Source organism: Streptomyces sp. NPDC002690, from assembly GCF_053592415.1.
The window spans coordinates 47,583-64,335 of sequence record NZ_JBSFVR010000001.1 but is presented as its reverse complement, the minus strand read 5'-3'; the positions used below and the strand labels follow the sequence as shown (position 1 = coordinate 64,335).

The 16,753-nt window shown below is 66.4% G+C and carries 12 protein-coding genes; 6 read left to right on the top strand and 6 right to left on the bottom strand.

The window, feature by feature from the left end:
• Positions 1-8: 8 nt before the first annotated feature.
• Together ACWD3D_RS00255 and ACWD3D_RS00250 are read right to left on the bottom strand one after the other, a co-directional pair.
• Entirely contained in the window at positions 9-755 is a 747-nt protein-coding gene (locus ACWD3D_RS00255; RefSeq protein ID WP_451458681.1) for an SDR family NAD(P)-dependent oxidoreductase, read from the bottom strand.
• Positions 756-989: 234 nt separating this feature from the next.
• Positions 990-2,057: a methyltransferase gene (locus ACWD3D_RS00250; protein ID WP_451458680.1), complete on the bottom strand. Its 1,068-nt coding sequence runs from the start codon at positions 2,055-2,057 to the stop codon at positions 990-992.
• Positions 2,058-2,699: 642 nt separating this feature from the next.
• On the opposite strand from ACWD3D_RS00250, the gene ACWD3D_RS00245 reads away from it, so the two are divergent.
• Together ACWD3D_RS00245 and ACWD3D_RS00240 are read left to right on the top strand one after the other, a co-directional pair.
• Entirely contained in the window at positions 2,700-3,404 is a 705-nt protein-coding gene (locus ACWD3D_RS00245) for a hypothetical protein (protein ID WP_451458679.1), read from the top strand.
• Between the two features lie 7 nt (positions 3,405-3,411).
• A complete protein-coding gene (locus tag ACWD3D_RS00240; RefSeq protein ID WP_451458678.1) occupies positions 3,412-5,721 on the top strand; it encodes an Rv1355c family protein in 2,310 nt (769 codons plus the stop codon).
• A gap of 69 nt (positions 5,722-5,790) precedes the next feature.
• Here ACWD3D_RS00240 and ACWD3D_RS00235 read toward each other — a convergent pair whose 3' ends face one another.
• The 3 genes from ACWD3D_RS00235 to ACWD3D_RS00225 form a co-directional block, all read right to left on the bottom strand.
• Positions 5,791-6,522 (bottom strand): dienelactone hydrolase family protein, encoded by a 732-nt coding sequence (locus tag ACWD3D_RS00235; RefSeq protein ID WP_451458677.1) that lies wholly within the window; start codon positions 6,520-6,522, stop codon positions 5,791-5,793.
• A 271-nt stretch (positions 6,523-6,793) separates the two neighbouring features.
• Positions 6,794-7,456 carry an ATP-dependent Clp protease proteolytic subunit gene (locus tag ACWD3D_RS00230; RefSeq protein WP_451458687.1) on the bottom strand — a complete coding sequence of 221 codons (663 nt, stop codon included), beginning with the start codon at positions 7,454-7,456 and terminating at the stop codon, positions 6,794-6,796.
• 58 nt (positions 7,457-7,514) lie between these two features.
• Positions 7,515-8,147, bottom strand: a complete 633-nt coding sequence (locus ACWD3D_RS00225) for an ATP-dependent Clp protease proteolytic subunit (RefSeq protein WP_451458676.1) — start codon at positions 8,145-8,147, stop codon at positions 7,515-7,517.
• 598 nt (positions 8,148-8,745) lie between these two features.
• Between ACWD3D_RS00225 and ACWD3D_RS00220 the strand changes: the two genes are divergently transcribed.
• Positions 8,746-10,014, top strand: a complete 1,269-nt coding sequence (locus tag ACWD3D_RS00220) for a cytochrome P450 family protein (RefSeq protein ID WP_451458675.1) — start codon at positions 8,746-8,748, stop codon at positions 10,012-10,014.
• An 84-nt stretch (positions 10,015-10,098) separates the two neighbouring features.
• The gene (locus tag ACWD3D_RS00215; protein ID WP_451458674.1) at positions 10,099-10,842 is read left to right on the top strand and encodes a dienelactone hydrolase family protein; all 744 of its coding nucleotides are present in this window, start codon (positions 10,099-10,101) and stop codon (positions 10,840-10,842) included.
• 211 nt (positions 10,843-11,053) lie between these two features.
• Here ACWD3D_RS00215 and ACWD3D_RS00210 read toward each other — a convergent pair whose 3' ends face one another.
• Entirely contained in the window at positions 11,054-11,647 is a 594-nt protein-coding gene (locus tag ACWD3D_RS00210; protein ID WP_451458673.1) for a hypothetical protein, read from the bottom strand.
• Between the two features lie 612 nt (positions 11,648-12,259).
• Here ACWD3D_RS00210 and ACWD3D_RS00205 point away from each other — a divergent pair.
• Both ACWD3D_RS00205 and ACWD3D_RS00200 read left to right on the top strand, forming a co-directional pair.
• A complete protein-coding gene (locus ACWD3D_RS00205) occupies positions 12,260-12,571 on the top strand; it encodes a CU044_2847 family protein (RefSeq protein ID WP_214300692.1) in 312 nt (103 codons plus the stop codon).
• 6 nt (positions 12,572-12,577) lie between these two features.
• Positions 12,578-16,681, top strand: a complete 4,104-nt coding sequence (locus ACWD3D_RS00200; protein WP_451458672.1) for an AAA family ATPase — start codon at positions 12,578-12,580, stop codon at positions 16,679-16,681.
• Positions 16,682-16,753: the final 72 nt, after the last annotated feature.

The window sequence follows — 16,753 nt, the reverse complement described above, 5'->3', positions numbered from 1 at the left end:
CGAGGCCCCTACCACATGAACTGGCCACCGTCCACGATGAGCTTCTGGCCCGTTACGTAGGCGGATCCTGCACCCACAAGGAATTCCAGAGCGTCCGCCATCTCCTCGGAGGAGCCGATCCTCCGCTGCGGAATTTCGTCCAGGAGCGAGTTCAGGTGCTCCGGCTCGGCGGTGCGGAATCGAGTCCGCATCTCCTCCGTGTCGATCATTCCCGGAATGAGGCAGTTCACTCGGATGGTAGGAGCCAGCTCCATGGCCAGGCACTTGGTCAGGTGGAGCAACCCTGCTTTGCTCGAACAGTAGTTGGCACCGTTCAGGCGGGGGCGGATCGCAGTGGTCGCGCCGATGTTGACAATGGAACCGCCGCCGGCCACCAGCATGTGCGAAGCGAAGGCGCGGGCCATGTAGAAGGGCCCCGACAGATTGGTGTCCAGCACCTGCCGCCAGTCCGCGTCGGAGATCTCGAGCACCGGTCGGTCAATGTTCAGGCCGGCGTTGTTGACCAGCACGTCGGGTGTTCCGTGACTGGTAAGCACCAGGTCGGCAAGACGTGCTACTTCATCGGGATCCGAAACGTCGGACCGGACGACCGAGAGACCCTTCTCCAGCTCCTGTGCGGCCTGATTCGCCGACTCCTCGTCACTGCGATAAGTAGCGACCACCCGATATCCTATCCGAGTGAGCCTGCGGCTGAATTCGAGCCCGATTCCCTTGGTTCCGCCGGTCACTACAGCAAGTTTGTCATGCGATTTCATGCACACTCCGCGTAGTGAATCGTTCGTTCCGCCCCTGTCGTGGCGGCATCATGGCGGCTGATAGCCCGGGGCGCCGGACCTGCCGCCGTCAGGGTGCGCTGCCGCGACCGCGACGCCGAGAGCCGTGGCAGGACGGCGCTGCGGCGCCGGACGGAGGCCGACGTCGCATCCGCCGCACGGCCCGACCACACCCTCACCGAGCGGCGCGGCAGATGCACCCGGTTGCGGGACGGCTCAGTCGGCCTCGGGCTTCCGGGCGTGCAGAATGACGTCGAACCGCCCGGGGTACTGACGGCCCATCGGCTCGAAGCCTGCTTCGGTGTACCACTGCTCGAATTCCTGCGGGGTGTAGATACGCCCCTCGGGCGACGCGATCGTATGGACGTACGCCGACATGAATGCTGCGTGGTCAGGACCGGTCTCGTCGTCGTCCTGGGCGCAGGCGACGATCACCACGTGTCCTCCCGGCTTCAGCGCCCGGTAGGTCTTCGCGAAAAGGTCACGCACCTGATCCGGCGACCAGATCTCAAGGAATCGCGAGAATACGACACAGTCGTGGGACGTGGGGAACTCTTCCTGCCAGATGTCCGCACCGACCGCGTGAACACGGTCGACGAGCCCCGCCTCGGCGATCTGCTCCTCCGCCATCTTCGCCACATTGGGGAGTTCGAGAATGGTCGCCTGGAGGTGCGGCCAGCGCCTGGCGAAGGCAATGGCATTGGTTCCGGTGCCGCCACCGACGTCCAGTATGTGCTGGTAGGAGGAGAAGTCCACGGAGTTGACGAAGTCCTCGACCACTGAGCGGCTCTGATGTTCCATCATAGCCGTGAATATCTTTTCGAGGTTCTTGTCCTCGCCCAGCAGCTCGTAAAGCGTGGTCGCCGACGAGCCGGCCAGAAGCTCGCGGTCCAGCCCTACATTGTCGTTCTCCACCAGTGATTCGTAGAGCCAGCCCATCGGACGGTACAACATCTCGTGGGTGTAGCGGACGATGACCGGCATGAATTCGTCTGGATCGCCCGCGAGGATTTCGGTCGCGGCGGTGTTGTGGTATCCACTGCCTTCCTTGCGCACGAGCTCGAAGGAGCTGCATCCCAGGAGCAGCACATGGCCCGCGCGTTCTTCCAGTTCGAGTGCCCGCGTTATCTCTTCGCGAGTGATACCAGGCCGCTCCTTGAGCAGAGCGAACAACTTCAGGCGCAGTGCGGCATGCAGGAAGGGGAACCGAAAACTGGTGTAAACCAGCTTCCACAGCTCGTCCAGGGCGGTCGCTGACGGTGTTTCCATGGTGATCTCCTTCACGGCTCGACGCGCCTCGGGCGCGCGCCCTCGGCCGTTTCATGGCGTGGTGAAATTCAGTAACGTCCGGTTTGACCGATTTGCAGCACTGAGGCAGACGGTGGAAGCGAGATCCCCGCATCGAGTCCTACCGCCCGACTTCGAGGACGCGACACCAAGCGAGCGGGGCCAGATCACCACCCTCACCTGCAGCGTCGACAAATCCCTCCTCGTTGATGGGTCCTGCCCGAATGAAGAATCCGCTCGGATCGCGATGCACCACGAGGCAACACCAAACCCGAGAACCGCACAAGGCCATGCACGCCTCACCGCGCTCGTTGATGGCGTGAATCGTTCGTTTAGACCTCCGCACCCCTCTACTTTGGGCCGAGGGGGCGCAATCTAGGCCCCGGTCCGAGCGATCAAGGGGCTGAAAATTGTCCCTTACGTGGAACGGCAGATAGCTGAATCATCTCTTCAAAACGGACAGGGTGCCTGAGCCGGAGGGATTACAGTCGAGGCCCGCTCCGGAATATGGCCGCGAGACGCTCAAGCGTCGAAGAAGACGAAGAACTACGGGGCCGTCCATGAGGCGTCCTGTATTTTTCGATGCCGTCCGCAGCCAATTCCATGATCCGGAGTCGACTCGACCCACAAGGACTCTTGATGTACCTCCGGCTACTCGACGCACAACTCGATGACCCCGCCTACGCTGCCTATCTCGAAGCCCAGCAGCGTGCTTACTCCGCGACCGGCTACCAGACAGTGACGAAGTACGGAAGCACGGACCCGCGCACCACCCGTGACCCGTTGAACTACCTTGCCGTTTTCGATGAGACGGCGACCGACGGCGAGAGCGAGCGGCTCGTCGGCGGTATGCGCATCCACCGGAAAGCGGCGGGCCAGCTGCCGTCCGAAATCCACCTCGCGAGCGAGGAATTCGGCGGTGCCCTGGCGGACGAAGTCGCCGCCGGCGAGTCCGTGGCCGAGATCTGCGGCACCTGGGCGGAGAACGACTGGCGGGGCCGCAACCTCTCGTCTTTGCTGTGCTTCGCCTCCACCGTGGCGGCTCAGCGACTGGGGGCGACCGTGCTCTGCGGAAGCGGTCCCGCCGAACGCCTCAAGGGATACGAACGGGGCGGTCTCCGCTTCCGGCACGACCGCCCCCTGCACGATCGCCCCGTTCCGGGCATCACGGCGTACTACTTCATCAACCGGGCCGAGGACATCCGCCGCCGCGAGGAGGGATTCGCCCGTGCGGCGGCTCTCCTGGACAGCGCTCTGGACGAAGCACCGCTCATCCCCGCCGACGTGGCCCTTGCCGTCGCCGAGGATCTCGGCCTCAGGTCGTTCGCGGGCAACGCACGTTAGGAGATCAATGAACCTGGAAGCGCATCTCGCCACCTTCATCCCGCCCGCCGACGGGAAGGCTGTCTGGCAACCGCGGCTGTACGCGCCGGACGACGCCGAGCAACGCCCCGTCCTGACGAAGCTCCTCGAAAGCGGCGCCGTCGACTCCGTCCACGACACGTGCGCCGAACAGCTGGCAGAGCTCCTCTCCGCCCGGCGCCCCGACTGGCACCCGGACGCCGCCGAGTTGGCCACTGCGGTCACCAACCACCTGGGCGGTAAGTCCTTCGCCAAGTACGGTACGTGGGCGTGGTACGCCTGGTCTCGGCAGCTCGTCCATGTCCTGCCGCCGGCCGAGCACCGCGAGCTCCGGCAGTCCCGCAACCGCTACAAGATCACCGAGGACGAGCAGAACCTCCTCTCGCACAGGACCGTGGCCGTGGTCGGCCTCTCCGTGGGTGCCGCGAGTGCGGTCACCCTCGCTCAGGAGGGTGTCGGCAACCGCTTCCGGCTCGCCGACTTCGACCTTCTTTCCCTTTCCAACCTCAACCGGCTCCGCGCCTCGGTCGCCGATGTCGGCCTCCCCAAAGTCGTCATCGCCGCACGGCAGATGTACGAGATCGACCCCTACCTCGACATCGCGATCTGGCCCGAGGGGCTGACCGAGGAGAACACCGACGCCTTTCTCGCGGGCGGTGGCCGCACCGACCTCCTTGTCGAGGAGTGCGACGACATGTATCTCAAGGTCCACGTCCGTGAGCGCGCCCGTGCGCTCGGCATACCGGTCCTGATGGAGACCAACGAGCGCGGCATGCTCGATGTGGAGCGGTTCGACCTCGAACCGGAACGCCCTCTCCTGCATGGCCTTCTGCAGGGAGTGGCAGCCGCCGGAGTCAAGAAGATGACGACCCGCGAAAAGCTCCCGCACCTCCTGCGCATCCTCGGCCAGGACCAGCCCTCCGAGCGTCTGGTCTCCTCCCTCGTCGAGACGGGCAAGACCATCTCCTCATGGCCCCAGCTCGCCTCGGGAGTCAGTCTGGGGGCAGCGCTGGTGACCGATACCGCCCGCCGCCTCCTGCTCGGCCAGTTCACGGCATCGGGACGGTACTTCGTCGACCCCGGCACGCTGATCCGCGAAGGCGCGGAATTCCCCTTGGCGCCGGCGGAGCCCGCGTCCGAATCCGCCGCGGAGGGGGTCTCCCCTCCCCTCCTCCTGCCGGCACCGCCCGGCGACGCCGACGCCCGTCTGGGGGAGGAAGGCATCCGCCGCCTGGTCGCCCACGGCATTCAGGCGCCGTCCGGCGGCAACAGCCAGCCCTGGCAATTCATCGCCTGGGGCGAGGCGTTGGACTGCCGCATCGATGCAGAACAGCCGCAGACCCTGCTCGACTTCGAAGGCTGTGCCAGCCAGCTGGCCATCGGCGCGGCGGTGGAGAACATCCATCTTGCGGCCGGTGCTGCGGGATGGGCCTGCCAGGTGGAGTACTTCCCCGCACCGGCCGACCCCGGCCTGGTCTGCCGGCTCACCTTCTCCCGGGCGGCCGACGCCCCGCGCCCCGCTCTGTTCGACTGGATCGGGGACCGCACCACCAACCGCAGTCCCGGCCCGGTCCGTCCTCTCGCCGATTCGCACGCCGCAGCGCTGACGGAGTGCGCCGCCGAGAGCGGTGCTCGGCTCCATCTCCTGACAGAACGCGCTCAGTTGGATGAGATGGGCCGGATCCTTGGGGCGGGCGACCGGCTGCGCATGCTTTCCCCACGACTGCACCGGGAAATGATGGGCGAGATCCGCTGGGACCCCGAGGAGACGCGGCGCACGCGGGACGGCATCGACATCGCCACCCTGGGGATGGACGACGTGGACCTGGCGGGCATCCGACTGGCGCGACAGTGGGCCGGTTTGGCCTTCGTCCGCCAGATCGGCGGCGGCAAAGCCTTCGAGGAGAGCGCCGGCAAGGCCCTTGCCGCCTCGTCGGCCGTCGGCTTCCTCACCATCCCAGGCAGGGGCCCACAGGCCTTCGTCACCGGCGGCCGGGCGCTGCAACGGCTCTGGCTCACCGCCACCTCCCTCGGCCTGGGATTCCAGCCTCATACCTCCCTGCTCTACCTGTTCGCCCGCGCGGAAGGCCACAGTGGCGCGGGACTCGATGCCGACGAGAGCGACACTCTGCGCGAGCTGCGTACAAGGTTCACCGCGCTTGTCCCCAGCAAGCCGGAGGAATCCGAGCTCATGCTCTTCCGGCTCTCCTACGCGGCACCGCCGACGACCCGGTCCCTGCGCCGCGGCGTCGACTCGGTGCTGCACACGGAAGGGCAGGAAGCGCGGAGCGGGGGGTGACACGCGTACCCGCCGACCGGGTCGCGGGGCACGACACCCGCTGGTGCGCGGCCCGCGACCGGCCCTGACTCAGGAGTACTCGGTGAGGGGCAGACACTCGTCGAGCAGACCGACGACGTCGTTCCAGGCACGTCGTGCGTGCCGGGGGTGGTGCCCCACCCCGGCACGCACGGTCTGGTTCACCGGAGGGTGGTGGAAGGCGTGCAAGGCACCGCCGTAGACTACGAGACGCCAGTCGACTCCAGCTGCCAGTATTTCGGCGACGAAGGCGTCGCGTTGCGCGGGCGGCATGATCGGGTCTTCCGATCCGACCCCTGCCCACACCGGGCAGCGGATGCGCGCCGCCTCGCCCGGTCGGCCCGTGGTCAAGGCGTTGACCGTACCGATCGCCCGCAGGTCGACACCGTCGCGCCCCAGTTCGAGCCCGATGGCGCCCCCTGTGCCGTACCCGATGACGGCGATCTGGTCGGGGTCGGTCCGCGATTCGGCTCGCAACACGTCGAGCGCCGCGTGACCGATCTCCCGCATCCGGTCGAAGTCCGCGAGTAGGGGAGTCACTCGCGCCAGCATCTCGTCAGGGTCGGTGAACCACCGTCCGCCGTGGACGTCGAAGGCGAATGCGACGTACCCCAACTCTGCCAGGGCATCGGCTCTTCTGCGCTGGAAGTCGTTCAGTCCGGTCCCCTCGGGCCCGACCAGAACGGCGGGCCGGCGGCCGGTACCGGCTGGGAGCGCCATGTGCCCGACCATCGTCATACCGTCCGCCGGGTAGGCGATCGACCGTGTGGTAACCGTGCTCATGGAAACGCACTGTACGGCCTCCGGGCCAGGGCGATCGGCCCCGCAGAGTAGACCGGACACCGCTGTCACCCCCGCTGACATGCGACGATCGCCGGCAGATCGCCGATAGCGGTCCCGGCGTGTCACCAGGTTCGCCGTGTACGGATGTTGACCGCTCGTCATGGGAGTGGTGCGCTCAGCACGATGGCCGTCGTCGGCACGATCGTGTCGACGACGGCCATCCGGAACCCGGGCCCGGCAGGCAGACCTCAGATCACCGCGTCCTGCCGTCTCACCGCATACCAGCGATGCTACGCGGAGCCACTACCTGGTCGATGAGTCCGAACGCCAGCGCCTGATCGGCGGTCAGGACCTGGGCCCGGTCGACGTCCTTGTTGATCTGTGCAGGGTCCCTGCCGGTGTGCTTGGCGAGCAGTCCTTCGATCAACTCCCGCTGGCGCTGGACCTCACGGCCCTGGATCTCCAGGTCGGACACCTGGCCCTGGGTACCGTCACTGTGCGGCTGCTGGAGGAGGATCCGAGCGTTCGGCAGAGCCAGCCGCTTCCCGGGGGTACCCGCCGCCAGAAGCACGGCGGCCACCGAATTGGCCTGCCCGAGGCAGACCGTCTGAATTTCGGGCCGCACGAATTGCATGGTGTCGTATACGGCGGTGAGCGGGGTGAGGTCACCGCCGGGCGAATTGATGTAGAGCGAAATGTCCCGGTCGGAGTCCTGCGACTCGAGGCACAGGAGTTGGGCCATGATGTCGTTCGCCACGACGTCATCGACCGGTGCGCCGAGGAAGATGACGCGCTCCTCGAAGAGTTTCGCGTAGGGATCGTATTCCCGGGTTCCCTGCGATGTACGTTCCACGAAACGCGGGACGATATAACGACTCTCCGGGCCCGAGTGACCGGACCAAAGCGGGGGCAAGGCTGATGCGGGCGTATCAATACTCACTGGGCGTGGCCCTCCCGAGGTGGATGAATGTGCTGGTCAGCGCAGGTGAGGGCTAGCCGGCGGCGCCAAGCCTCGTGTGAGCCACGGTCATTACCTCGTCGATGAGGCCGTATTCCTTGGCCTCCTGGGCGGTGAACCAGCGGTCCCGGTCGGAGTCGCGGGTGATGGTCTCGGTTTCCTGACCCGAGTGGTGCCCGATGAGTTCGGCCATTTCCCGCTTGGTGCGGACCAGCTGGTCCACGTAGATCTTGATGTCCGAGGCCGATCCGGCGAATCCAGCCGAGGGCTGGTGCATGAGGATCTTGGTGTGCGGCAAAGCGAACCGCTTTCCCTTCGTACCGGCTGTGAGGAGGAACTGCCCCATGGAGGCGCAGAACCCCATCGCAATGGTCACGACGTCATTCTTGATGTACTGCATGGTGTCGTAGACCGCCATGCCGGCGGTGACCGAGCCGCCCGGCGAGTTGATGTACAAGTAAATGTCACGGTTTGGGTCCGCAGCGAGCATCAGCATTTGCGCGGTGACGCGGTTGGCGATTTCGTCGTCGACTTCCTTGCCGAGGAAGATAATCCGGTCTTCGAGAAGACGGTTGTAAACCGCATCCACGCTGACGGTGTCACCGGCGCCGCCGCGGGCGTAAGGCATAATTTGGCCTGCTTCGAGAGGCAGCTGCCGAGAGCTCATGCGATTCCACTCCTCTGTCGTTGCATGTTCGCTGGAGGGTTCCGGACCGAGTCCGTTGAGCTGCTGCCCGACTATTTTCGAGCCGGAAGCAGCATTTCGCTTGCCCCTCACTTCTTACCGAAGCTAACACGCACCATGCCCCGTCCAGGGGGCGTTGAGGAGCCGTTCGCTGAGAGCAGATGGTGCGGCTGAGTCTCATTTGGCTTGAAAACACGCAGAGTTCAGCCTGTGGGCGGCCTTGGCGGCGACGGAGCCCGGACGACGTCTGCAGAAAATGGTGCATACGGAAATAATCGGCGCTTGAATCCGGCCAGGAGCTCGGCGGTTGCCGGTCTCCCGGCGGACAGATCGAGCAATGAGGGGCAACCTCCGCGTCGAAGCACAGGAGGCGGAGTCGGCATGCCGTGCGGGCGAGTTGCCGACGCACTCGGATATGTGCCTTTGTTTAGAGAATTGTGTTGATGTTTTTCGACGCCTAGGTGATCTTGGGGCCAGTGGGACGGTTGTGCGGGTGGAGGTGCGCGATTACAGTGGGCCGCCGCACTCGGAGTGGTCGGCGGGGGCCGATAACCCGGGCTCGTGGAAAGGGACTTCCGTCATGACCGAGACCGCGAAAGCCGCCGCCGATCCCGCGATACCCGACCGGGCCGGCCGACCCGACGACCTAAGCGGCATCGAGGTGCTCTCCTCGCTCAGCCCCGACTTCCAAGCCGACCCGTACGTCGCCTTCCGCCGACTGCGCGAGCGCGGTCCGGTGCATCAAGTGATGACGCCCGACCAGGGCGTGGTGTGGCTCGTGGTCGGGTACGAGGCCGCGCGCGAGGCCTTCTCCGCGCCGCAGCTCAGCCGGGACTGGCACCGCGAGTGGCGGGAGACCGACTGGGACCCGCCGTACGCCCTCAACATGCTCGGCAATTCCAACATGCTGATGAGCGACCCGCCCCACCACACCCGGCTGCGGAAGCTGGTGGCAGGGGAGTTCACTGCCCGGCGCGTCGAGGCGATGCGGGAACGCGTCCAGGCGATCACCGATGAGTTGCTGGACAGCATGACGGCAAACGGTGCGCGTGGCGCCGACATCATCGATGCGTTCGCCTCCCCGCTCCCCATGATCGTCATCTCCGAACTGCTCGGCGTCCCCGGCATCGACCGCGCCGCCTTCCACGCCTGGTCCAACGAGACCCTCGCCCCGACCAGTCCCGAGGCGGAGAAAGACGCGTACGAGCACGTCATGCCGTATCTCTCGGGACTCATCGCCGCCAAGCGCGAGAACCCCGGGGACGACCTGCTCAGCGCCCTCGTCCACACGGTCGACGAGGGCGGTGACCGGCTCACCGAGGACGAACTGGTCTCGTTGGCCTTCCTGTTGCTCGTCGCCGGGCACGAGACGACGGTCAATACGATCGGCAACGCAGTGCGCGCGCTCTTCGTCCACCCCGAGCAACTGGCAGCCGTACGGGCTGATCCGGTGGGGCTGGCCGCGGGGCTTGTGGAGGAGACGCTGCGCTACGACGGGCCGGTGGCGACCACCACGCCCCGCATCGCCCTGGAAGAGACCGAGGTCGGCGGCGTACGCGTTCCGCGCGGTGGCATCGTGCTGATCGCCATGGCCGGAGCGGACCACGACCCGGAGCGCTACCCTGAGCCTGAGATCTTCGACGTACGGCGCCACGACGCCCGGAGCCACCTCTCCTTCGGACACGGGATCCACTTCTGCCTTGGCGCCCCACTCGCCCGTCTGGAAGCCGAGGTGGCGCTGCGCACGCTCTTGGAGCGCTGCCCGGACCTGGCGGCGGACGGGGAACCCGGGGAGTGGCTCCCGGGGATGCTCATCCGGGGAAGGCGGAGCCTGCCGGTGCGGTGGTGAGACGCCAGCCGCGGGCGGGTGAGCGGTCGCGGCGCGCCGGGGAAGAAACCGCATCCACCGCAGTCAGCCATCGGGAGAAGCTCCATGCCTGCCGTTGAAACGATTGACCTGAGCGGCCTGAGTGCCCCGGTCGGGGGTTCGCAGCGGCTGACGGGACACCTCGTCCGGCCGACGGGATCGGGCCCTTGGCCGGCGGTGGTCGTCGCCCACGAGGTACTCGGCGTCGACGACGTCATGCTCCGCCAGGCCGAGCGCCTGGCGGGCGCCGGGTATCTCACACTGCTGCCCGACCTGTTCACCGCCGGCGGCGCACGGCGTTGCCTGGTCCCGACGATCCGCGCGGCCCTGTCCGGCACCGGGCGCGCCCACCAGGATCTGGAGGCCGCCCGCTCCTTCCTGCTGGGCCGGAGTGACTGCACCGGCGCGGTCGGCATCATCGGGTTCTGCATGGGAGGCGCGTTCGCTCTGCTGGCGGCCGGACGCGGCGGCTACGACGCCGCGTCCGCCAACTACGGGAACCTACCAAGGGACTTGGACGTGCTCGCCGACGCCTGCCCCGTCGTCGCCAGCTACGGCGGGAAGGACCGCACCCTGAAGGGCGCGGCCGACCGCTTGGGCGCGGCCCTAGAACGTCATCGCGTCCCTCATGACGTCAAGGAGTACCCGCAAGCGGGCCACGCCTTCCTCAACGACGCCCCGGCCGGGCCCAGGCCGCTGCGCCCCCTGTTCCGCGTCCTGGACATCGGCCCGGATCCGGACGCTTCGGCGGACGCGTGGCGGCGCATCGAGACGTTCTTTGCCACGCACCTTCGGGGTCCCCTGGTCTGAGCGGGCTCGAACAGCTGGCAGATTGGCGGATCACTCGCCCTTGGGGCTTGGCCAGGGATACGTAGGGGGCTCGGAGCGTCAAAGTCGTTCGAGGACTCCCTGGCAGACGAGCCGTCCCAAACGTATGCAAGTAACGTTGATGGAGGGCTCGTCGGTGGGCAGGCCGAGGTGTTCGTGCGGATCTCGGACGCGGAACGCCTGTTAGGGAAAGTCATTGAGTGTTTTCAGAGTGGCCACTCTGAAAACACTCAATGTCGGACACCAGGGCCACGGCAGTGGAGTGGTCGAAGCCGGTCCCGGGGCGCCGTTCGGGTGCTGTAGCGGCTCGACGCAGCTGAGCCAGCAGCGCCTGGCGCCGCAGAAAGGAGTCTTCCACTGCGGGCTCGACCAGCAGGGCGAGTCCTGAACCATCTCGGCTCCCCAACGGACGCACCGTGCGAGCCGCGCTGTAGGCGCTCAGGACGTCATCAGGTGCCGTCCACGGCTCCATCCAGACGTTTCCCTGCAAGAGTTCCGCAGCACGGTGCAGGCGCAGAACGAGCCGCCCCCAAGACACTTCCGCAGCGAGTTGGGGCTGCAGCCATGCGGGTTGATGCATACCCCAGTGCCCTGCGTCCCTGCGGTGAAGCGCCGCTTCCAGCCGTGTCGCCGCCGAGGCGACTGCCGTCGCGTCCCCTGCTGTGAAGGCGAGGACTGCGTCGCAGACGGCAGCATAGGCCTGCGCGTCGTGGCGGGCTTCCTCCGCAGCCTCGGCCGCGTTGAACCATTGCCGGGCGGTGGTGACGTGTTCACTGACCTTGTCCAACGACCGCGCGGACAGAGCGGCCTGCACCGGGCAGCCCCCAGTGCTCGCATGATTCGACGGCGTACGTCCGGGCACCGTGCGTCCGCGCCCCATGTCTCTCTCCGGCCGCCGACCGAGCCAGCGCGGTACGACACGCTTTACCCCACCAAGATCCGGACCAGACGCGGGCCAACTCTCAACTGTTAACGCGCCGGATCGACATCCTTGCTGGTCGGAAGTGCGTGTCGCCTGCACTACCAGTAGACGAAGAACCTGCTGACAGATGTGGCATGCTCCCCGGCGCACCTGGTGCTTGTCAGTTGGTACGGCCGAAGGTTCCCTCTACAGTCGCACCGGAGCAGTTCACTGACCGAGGAAGCTCAGACGGACGCTGCGGTTGGTGTTGCTCGTGTTTGTATCCACCAAACTCCGTTAAGGCAACCCCAGGGTATCCGGATCCCACGTGGACCTGATCAGTACCGTGGCTGCCCTCGACCGCGATGAACTCGGCAGGCGCGCGGCACGGGGAAGGAGCAATAGCGACCCATCGGGCAGCCCGCGCGGTCAGCCAACTACCCATGTGAGCGACGGCTTGGCTCTAAGCTGTGTTCGCAATCTATCGAGGGGGCCGCAATGGCAGATCAGGTGGTGTCGTACGCGCTGGACGACGAGACGGTCGTCCGGTTCGAGATCGAGCCGACAGACGAGTTCCACCAGGTCAGCGCCGCAGAGATCGTGGGACAGGTCCGCGAAGCGGTAAGGCCGGCTGTGGAAGCCGCCCGGACAGTACTCGACCAGGCTGTGGCGCTCCGGCCTGCGGAGGTCCAGGTGAAATTCGGCATCAAGGTCAGTGGGACGGCCAACTGGCTCGTGGCCAAGGCTTCGACGGACGCGAACTTCGAGGTGTCCATGGTTTGGCGACCCGCGGCGGCGGACGGGGCCTGAGCCTCGATGAACGCCGCTGTCGGTTCGGGCCCGCGCCCGGGCGCCGATGCCTGGGTAGCCGCAGTACACGGCACGGAGCACGACGAAAAGGCCCTGGGATCCGGCTTCCTCATAGACGACCATCGGGTGCTTACCTGCGCGCATGTCGCATGCCCAACGTGGGAAAGAGCGCGGGAGCTGTGGGTGGCCTTCCCCAAGTCGGACCAGTTCATGGACCGGCGCTTCCGAGTACGAGATGTGTTCGCGCCTAAAGCTCCAGCGAAGCACCGCGCGCAGGACGTGGCCGTCCTCGTACTCTCGGAGCCGGTCTCCGGTGAGCTGGCAGGGCGACTGCGGCGGCCGACGCCTTCCGCCCTCGTAGGTGACGCGTGGTGGGCATTTGGGTTCCCCGACGGCGACCTATTCGGCAATTCGTCGGACGGGACGGTCGGCGAGGCGCTCGCCTACGGGTGGGTGCGACTCGACACAGCATCGCGTTATCCCGTCAAGCCCGGCTATAGCGGTGCCGCATTGTGGTCATCGACGTACCAGGCGATCGTGGGTCTTGTCGGGCAAGCCAGCGGCTCGGGTGACGCCCGAGCCTTTACGCTCTATCAGGCTGATAGGTGTCTGCCCGAACAAAAGATCGCGCTGCTCGCCGACTGGTCGGCCGAGGCAGCGGGCGAGACAGCGCTCGCGGCGTGGGGCTGGACGCTGGACGACGATCCGGAAGCTGGCCGGCACTGGAAGCCGCGCGCCCGTGGCGTGAGCACCGACTCCGAAAAGGGCTTCCGATTCCGAGGCCGCACCGCAGCGCTCGCCGAGATCATCGGCTGGATGACCTGCGTCACCGCACCGCGGAAAGTCTTGATGGTGACCGGGTCACCCGGCGTGGGCAAGTCCGCAGTGCTCGGGCGCGTGGTCACCTCAGCAGATTTCGGTATCGCCGCGTCACTCCCGGCGGATGACGACGCCCTGCGTGCCCCCCTCGGTGCGGTCTCCTGCGCCGTTCACGCCAAGGGAAAGACCGCTCTCGAGGTAGCCGAGGAGATCGCCGCTGCGGCCTCGGCCGCGCCTCCCGAACGCGCGAGCGACCTGGCCTCCGTACTGCGGGCCGCGCTGTCCGAACGAGCCGCCTCCGCGCAAACGCCCTTCGTCATCGTCATCGACGCTCTTGACGAGGCCACCAGCGCGCAGCAGGCCCGCCTGATCGCGCGACACATTGCCATCCCGCTGGCTGAAACATGCGCGGATCTCCATGTCCGGGTTCTAGTTGGTAGCCGCCGCAGGGACGACGCCGGTAGCTTGCTCGACCCATTCGGCGCGGCGGTCCGTGTCATTGACTTGGACGCTCCCGAGTTCTTCGCCACAGCGGACCTCGCCGCATACACCATGGCTACGCTCCAGCTGTTGGGCGACGAGCGGCCCGATAACCCATATGCCGACAAGCGCACCGCGCGCCCGGTTGCTGCCCGCATCGCAGAACTCGCCGACGCGAACTTTCTCGTGGCCGGTCTCACCGCGCGCGCTCACGGCCTGCACGATACTCGCGCTGTTGCGCCCGCAGATATTGCCTTCACGCCCACCGTCGCTGCAGCCCTGGAGGAATACCTCTCACGACTGCCTGCAGTTGACGGCGCTCCGGCGGCTGATGCCCTAAGCGTCCTGGCCTATGCCGAGGCTCCAGGGCTCCCACTGCCGTTGTGGAGCGCTGCAGTGGAGAAACTTACGGGCCACCACCTCACTGAGGACCAGCTCCGTTCTCTGGCACGCTCGTCAGCCGCGAACTTTCTCATCGAGAGCGGCGTCAGCGATCAGAACACGGGTGTGTTCCGGCTCTTCCACCAAGCTCTAAATGATGCGCTGCGGCAAAATCGCGCGCAGGTCGGATCGAACGTGACCGACGAGCGCGCCCTCACACGCTCCTTCATCTCCTACGGCCGGCGGCTGGGCTGGGACCGTGCGCCCGCGTACCTGCTGCGTTCGCTACCCCGGCACGCCGTGGGCGGCCGGGTCATCGACGAGCTGCTTGCGGACGCGGAGTACGCGCTCCACGCAGATCTTCGACGCCTCATCCCGGCGAGCAGTTCGGCGGTCTCCCGAGCGGCCAAGGAACGCGCCCAGCTTCTACGCCGGACGCCGCAAGCCATCGACTGTGTCCCCACCAAGCGCGCGGCGCTTTTCAGCGTAACCGAGGCGCAGGAAGGATTCGGACAGGTCTACGGGCCCTTGGCAGTGAAGGGGCCATACCGAGCCGAGTGGGCAGCAGTCGCCTCCCGCGCCGAAGACGCAATTCTAGAAGGCCACAGCGGCGAGATCCGCGCTGTATGCGCCCTCGGACCCCCGACCGGCACCCTGCTCGCCAGCGCCGCCGGCGACGGGACCATCCGGCTTTGGGACCCAGTGACCGCCCGGACGGTGCGCCGCCTCACACCCAAGTTCGAGCGTATCAGTGCGATGTGCGGCCTGATCGTCGACGGGCAGGCTTACCTCGCTCTCGCTGCGGACAGGGACGTCTGGCTGTGGAACGAGTCCCTGCGACGCGCAGCGGGGTACCTGCGCGGCCACGTCAGCTCGATCCGAGATTTGTGCGCCTTCGAAACGGCCGACGGGCCTCGCCTTGCAACAGGGAGCGCGGACGGAACAGTCCGGATCTGGGATCCCGCCTCCCGAGAGTGCACAGCGGTCCTATCGGAGCACGACGGCTGGGTCGAGAGTGTGTGCACGCTAGCGGTCAACCACGGAACTCTTTTGGCATCGGGCGGAGACGAAGATGACCGCTCCATCATTCTCTGGCGTCCCGACACCGGCGAGCGCGTCCACATCCTCGAAGGGCACGAGAGTTCCGTCATCGCCCTGTCCGCGGTGGAAGTGGGAGATCACACTCTGCTAGCAAGTCTCGGAAACGACAAGACGGTTCGTCTGTGGGACCCGATCAGCGGCTGGTGTGTAGGTACCCTCCCCGGGGAAGACCTGGCCTTTACGCTGCGCGCCCTCACAGTCGAGGGAAAGTCGCTGCTTGCCAGCCCGAGCGGCGACCTGGTGCGGCTGCTGGACCCGGAGACAGGCCGCATCGCCATTACGCTCCAAGGCCATTCCGACTCCGTGGACTCCCTCTGCGTGCTGCACGTCAACGGCCGAGACCTGATCGCCAGTGGGGGCGCCGACCACACCGTGCGGCTGTGGGACCCGTCGGCGCCGCGCGCCAGCAGCGTGAGCGCTGTACGCGCACTCTCCCCCGCATCCAGCGGTAACGGTTTGCTACTGGCCGCTGGCGGTGACGACGGCGTAACCCAACTGCGCGATCCTGGCTCTGGCTCGGTCGTCAACTCGTTGCGTGAAAATCACGACTGGGTGCGGGCTCTCTGTACTGTGACCCACCTCAACCGGTCGTACCTCGCCGGGTGCGGTGACGACGGAGCAGTGTGGTTGTCTGACCTTACAGAAGCCGTGCCGCGGTCGTCCCGACGTCCAGGCAACAAACCCGCCTATACCGTGTGCTCCGTGCGCGTCGGCGACCAAACGCTACTAGCTACGGGCCACACCGACGGAAGCGCATGGCTTTGGGACCCACTGAGCAATGAGATCGCACACTTTGCCCGCTTTCATAGCGGGATCTACGTCATGTGTCCCCTGGAAATCGCTGGCCAACCATATGTCGCAACGGCTACGGACGGTCAGGACGGCACGGTGTGGTTGTGGGACGCCACCTCTGGTCAGCGCCACAAATTGGTCGCCGCAACCGAGACCCTTGCAATGTGCGCGCTGCCCATGATGGGGCAGACCGCGCTCGCCACCGCGCACGCACATGGAGAGGTGCGCCTGTGGGATGCCGCGCGTGGAGAACTCATCGGAGCCCTCTCAGGCCACTCGGGCGCAGTTAACGCAGTGAGCATGATCGGTGAGGGCGGGACATTCCTCGCCAGTGCCAGTAGCGACAGGACCGTACGCCTGTGGGACGTGTCGAGCCAAGCGCTGGTTGAAGAGATTCCAGTACATCATCCTGCACTTGCCGTCACATGGGTGTCACAACGGCTGATCGTTGGGCTCGACCACGGGCTCCTCGCACTATCGCTAGGGGAGGTGCGTAGTACACCGCCGGTGGGTGAGCCGGAACACCTGAGGCTTTAAATGTGGACAACCGGTGAACGGTAGCCACGCGCTCCCGTTTCCTGCTGAGGGCTAGAGCCTGTCCGGCGGATC